We start from the raw sequence: 3,104 nt of genomic DNA on the forward strand, positions 1-3,104 counted from the left end.
TCATATAGCAAAACCTCCATTATGTGTAATCTCTAGGAGATTATCGCATATAAAAAAGCGTCAAACCATGTGGGTATAGTTTGACGCTTACGTCAGAACAAACATATTGACGATAAAGTCTTATACCAAGCTTTTATTAACACGTTTAATGCCATCATAGAGAACAAAGATTATTTTTTAGAAAAATGGCAGCAGAACATAGATAGTGAAGATTATTTACAAAAATATAGAGTAAGACAGTTTATTGAGCTCATTGAAAAAGCAGAGCCAATAACAGAGTTTGATTTGGAGTTATATTTTACATTGATTAGAAAGTTGACTGTATTTGAAGGGGAAAGAATTGTTGTGAGTTTATTAGATGAAACGGAAATAGAATGTGAGATTGAGTAGATTATTATTGGTCTTGAAGGGTTTGTATTCTGCTATTTGGGTTAATTCTATGGAAGTTGTGTTAAAAGAAACACTCTAAAAATTGGTACAGATACGAATCCATTTGTACAGAACGTAAAATAAAGGATTTATGAATAAACGTATACAAAATTGGAATAATATCTTTGAAAATAAACAAGGAGGATTGAATATGTCATTAGTACCTTATGATCCATTTAGACAATTATCAAATATGAGAAGAGAATTCGATCGTTTCTTTTCGGAATTACCAATTTCGTTTGACAATGAACATGGTATAGGTGGGATTCGAGTAGATGTTCATGAAACTGAGAATGAGATTGTGGCAACATGTGATTTACCTGGTCTTGAAAAGAAAGAAGATGTAGATATTGATATACAAAATAACAGATTAAGCATTAGTGGTTCTATCAAGCGTACCAATGAAATAAAAGAAGAAAATATGTTAAAAAAGGAACGCTATACAGGTCGTTTTCAACGTATGATAACACTTCCAAGCCCCGTTTCACATGATGGGGTTAAAGCTACCTACAAAAATGGAATACTTGAAATAACAATGCCAAAAGTGGCGAAGGACGTAAAAAAGAAGATAGATGTAAGTTTCCAGTAACATGAGTAAATTGCTACTGGTCATGAAAGATTTCGGGTATGACTACATGCAGGAATTAGCTAAAGAAAGTCCTGATTTGGTGGATTTGATAATTTTAACTATTCATTCACCTGAACAACAAAAGAAAAAGGTCATTTCTGAGTTAACAGATAATATTAAGAAAAACTTTTTATAAATCTGATAAGGATCATAGGCTTTATATAAGCTAATAAATAATCATTATAGTACCTAAATTGTAATTAATTCATCGAAAGAGAAAGACAGGTTAAATAACTTGTCTTTTTTGTTTTACAATTAACAAAAGATTATTTGGTCAATCTTTGTAATAACATGTTTACTATAACCAACATAAATAATTATGAATAACAATACCATAATTTTGTAATGCTAACTGTAAACTAACATTTTGAGAGGATATTATGTACATAAATAAAAACTTATCTGTACAAGTCAAAGATCGATTAGATTATTGTGATGACTTAGTAATTAGGACATTTCCAGAGTTGAAAATTGAGGTATTATATTTTGGTCATCTAGTAGGGGTACGGAAACGATTCGAGGATTGAGGGGCCACACAGGTAATAATTTACATTCTGTTATATCCCCTCTTTTTCCTCCATTTCCTTTAGCTTACGATAAAACGCTGCCTGACTAACCTTTGTAATGGCACATATCTCCTTTACCGTTTTATCTGTTGTATTTCGTAATTCAATTGCGTGGTTCATTCCTGGATGTTTATCCGTATATTTTTTTACTCTTCCTCGATATTTACCCTTTTGCTTGGCCAATTTAATCCCTGAACGTTGCTTCTCTTTAATCATTTCTCGATCTAGCTCACTAAATGCTGCCATTACAGTTAAAAAGAATTTACCAGTAGGTGTCCTTGTATCAATTCCTAAATTAAGGATAACAAAGTGGATGTTCCTTTCACGAAGCTGTTCAACTAGCTGTAACAACTGAACAGTGTTTCGACCAAGACGATCCATTCGAGTCACAACTAAGGTATCTCCAGTTGTAATCTTGGAAAGAAGTTCATCCAATTGTTGCTTCTGTTTAGAAACACCACTGATTTTCTCCTTTACAACTTCGTCTACTCCAAATTTTGTAAGTTGTTCGATTTGGGTATCAAGGTTTTGGTCTTGTGTACTAACCCGGGCGTATCCATAGATCATATTTTGTCCTCTTTTAATATGTATTTTTGATAGGTGTTATTGAGAGTCTATCAAGCTAATATGTCACTTTAGACGTTATTTTGCACCAATTTTAATCGCTATTTTGCATTATAAGTAATAAAAAAGTTATCTTAAAATGATAGCTGATAAGTTAAAATAAAGTTCTTCAACTTAAAATTAAGTGGTTAAAACAACAGTTATGATATTCCATTAAAGGGCCAGATTGTTGAGGAACGTTTTCAAGTAAATAGATTATTCTAGTATGAATATACGCATGAAATGCTCCTTTCCTGCATATACCGTAGTGATATGAAGAGGAGAGGATGAAATGGTACAACCTTTAGATCCTAAAAGGATTCCTAAATTCGTAAATCAACTCGTTATCCCACCGGTATATATGCCTACTATTCTTAGACAGCCAATATCTGGTGAAGTGATCGGGCATGCGTATAAAATTGAAGCAAGTGAATTCCAGCAGCAAATCTTACCGCCTGGATTCGGTACCACGAAAGTTTTTGGTTACAGTGGTATGATACAGGACCCGTACACGGGAAGAGCGGTTTACTATAAAAGTGCTCCAGGTTCCACATTTGAAGCCATTCGAGGAATTCCTGTACATGTTCAATGGATAAACAACATTACTGGTCCCCATTTTCTTCCGGTTGATCCGACACTCGATTGGGCAAATCCAAATTCCATGTCAGTTCCTCTACCACCATTTCCATCATTTCCACCAGGATTTCCCCTAGCACAGCAACCAGTACCTATTGTCCCTCATTTGCACGGAGGAGAGCATCCATCTTATTTTGACGGTTATCCTGATGATTGAGTCAAGTTTTTGTGGGAGTTTTTTATAGCTCCCTTTTTATAAAGTAAAACTTCTAATTTTGTATCCGTTTTCTAAATGTTTTCTT

General features: G+C 33.7%; 5 protein-coding genes. 4 read left to right on the forward strand and 1 reads right to left on the reverse strand.

What is annotated here, in order from left to right:
• Window positions 1-580 precede the first annotated feature (580 nt).
• The 3 genes from ACTNDN_RS24495 to ACTNDN_RS24505 all read left to right on the forward strand — a co-directional run bounded on the left by ACTNDN_RS24495 (window position 581) and on the right by ACTNDN_RS24505 (window position 1,584).
• Complete coding sequence (locus tag ACTNDN_RS24495) at window positions 581-1,018, forward strand: Hsp20/alpha crystallin family protein (protein ID WP_251628283.1); 438 nt, start codon at window positions 581-583, stop codon at window positions 1,016-1,018.
• 1 nt (window position 1,019) lies between these two features.
• The gene (locus tag ACTNDN_RS24500) at window positions 1,020-1,193 is read left to right on the forward strand and encodes a hypothetical protein (protein ID WP_192840933.1); all 174 of its coding nucleotides are present in this window, start codon (window positions 1,020-1,022) and stop codon (window positions 1,191-1,193) included.
• Between the two features lie 244 nt (window positions 1,194-1,437).
• A complete protein-coding gene (locus ACTNDN_RS24505; RefSeq protein ID WP_155986803.1) occupies window positions 1,438-1,584 on the forward strand; it encodes a hypothetical protein in 147 nt (48 codons plus the stop codon).
• 30 nt (window positions 1,585-1,614) lie between these two features.
• Here the strand turns inward: ACTNDN_RS24505 and ACTNDN_RS24510 are convergent, their stop codons facing one another.
• Window positions 1,615-2,190 carry a recombinase family protein gene (locus tag ACTNDN_RS24510; protein ID WP_031540329.1) on the reverse strand — a complete coding sequence of 192 codons (576 nt, stop codon included), beginning with the start codon at window positions 2,188-2,190 and terminating at the stop codon, window positions 1,615-1,617.
• A gap of 328 nt (window positions 2,191-2,518) precedes the next feature.
• On the opposite strand from ACTNDN_RS24510, the gene ACTNDN_RS24515 reads away from it, so the two are divergent.
• Window positions 2,519-3,019: a hypothetical protein gene (locus ACTNDN_RS24515; protein ID WP_031538324.1), complete on the forward strand. Its 501-nt coding sequence runs from the start codon at window positions 2,519-2,521 to the stop codon at window positions 3,017-3,019.
• The last annotated feature ends 85 nt before the right edge of the window (window positions 3,020-3,104 follow it).

The organism is Niallia sp. HCP3S3_B10, from assembly GCF_052064465.1.
Lineage (GTDB): Bacteria > Bacillota > Bacilli > Bacillales > Cytobacillaceae > Niallia > Niallia hominis.

Coding starts and splice junctions, on each gene's coding strand:
- ACTNDN_RS24495 (WP_251628283.1), top strand. CDS start 581: ATGTCATTAGTACCTTATGATCCATTTAGACAATTATCAAATATGAGA.
- ACTNDN_RS24500 (WP_192840933.1), top strand. CDS start 1,020: ATGAGTAAATTGCTACTGGTCATGAAAGATTTCGGGTATGACTACATG.
- ACTNDN_RS24505 (WP_155986803.1), top strand. CDS start 1,438: ATGTACATAAATAAAAACTTATCTGTACAAGTCAAAGATCGATTAGAT.
- ACTNDN_RS24510 (WP_031540329.1), bottom strand. CDS start 2,190: ATGATCTATGGATACGCCCGGGTTAGTACACAAGACCAAAACCTTGAT.
- ACTNDN_RS24515 (WP_031538324.1), top strand. CDS start 2,519: ATGGTACAACCTTTAGATCCTAAAAGGATTCCTAAATTCGTAAATCAA.